This is a genomic window from Streptomyces sp. URMC 126 (genome assembly GCF_051386555.1).
GTDB lineage: Bacteria > Actinomycetota > Actinomycetes > Streptomycetales > Streptomycetaceae > Streptomyces.
This window is the reverse complement of the sequence record NZ_JBPQTX010000639.1, coordinates 1-949: the sequence shown is the minus strand read 5'-3', so window position 1 is coordinate 949 and position 949 is coordinate 1. Positions and strand designations below refer to the sequence as shown.

Genomic DNA, 949 nt, shown 5'->3' with positions numbered 1-949 from the left:
GTCCTGCGCCGGCGGGGGCGTCGGCGGCCGGGGGCCGGCGCAGGACGGCGACGGTCCCCGAGACGCTGGTGACCCGCACGCGGCCGGTGGCCCGGCCGAGCCGGCCGGTGAGGCGCCGGCCGACCCACTCGCCGGCCGGCCGGAGCTCGTCGAAGGCGTTGGAAACCGTGCCGGTGGCGGTGCCCGCCTCCACGACGGCGTCCGTCGAACCGGGCAGGCGCAGGGCGACGTCGCCGGAGACGGTGGTGAGGTCCAGGGAGGGCGCCGGGCCGGTGCCCGGTGCGGTGGGCTCGGCGAGGTCGATGACGATGCCGCCGGTGACCGTGTCGGCCTTCACCGCGTCGCTGCCGCAGTCGACGAGGGTGAGGTCGCCGGAGACGGAGTGGTGCCGCAGCGTCCCGGAGAGGGACTGGGCCTCCACGTCGCCGGAGACCGTCTCGGCCCGGACCGGGCCGGTCAGCCCCACCAGCGTGACGTTCCCGCCGACCCCGCGAACGTCCGTGGTGCCGGAGACGCCCGACACGACGGCGTGCGCCCCGACGACGCCGACCTTGACGCGGGTGCCGGCGGGAACGGCCAGCGTGACCGTGACGGACCGGTGGCGGAGGCCGTGGCCGAGCCGGCCGAGCAGGCCCTTCCAGGAGAGGTCCTCGTAGCCGACGAAGAGGGCTCCACTCTTGTGGGTGACGAGCAGCGGCGCCCCGGAGTGCGCGGACAGCTCCAGGCGGGCGGGGCCCGTGTCGGTGCCGACCACATTGACGGCGCCGTTCACCAGGCGCACCTCCAGGGTGGTGACCGGTTCCTCGAAGGTCAGATTCCGGGGTGCGGTCAGCGACCACTCCGACGGGGTGGACATACGGGCCTCCTGTGCGGGGCGGGGCTCGGGGGCCGGCGGCCGGGCGGTGCGCCGGGCGGCCGGGCCCGCCAGCGCCCGCCACAGCGGGGGGAC

Annotated in this window: 1 protein-coding gene; it reads right to left on the bottom strand. The window is 77.0% G+C overall.

The window, feature by feature from the left end; translation table 11 throughout:
- The coding region (locus ACSNOK_RS33255; protein WP_436784509.1) for a DUF4097 family beta strand repeat-containing protein at positions 1-856 on the bottom strand (856 nt) is incomplete at its 3' end.
- Between the last annotated feature and the right edge of the window lie 93 nt (positions 857-949).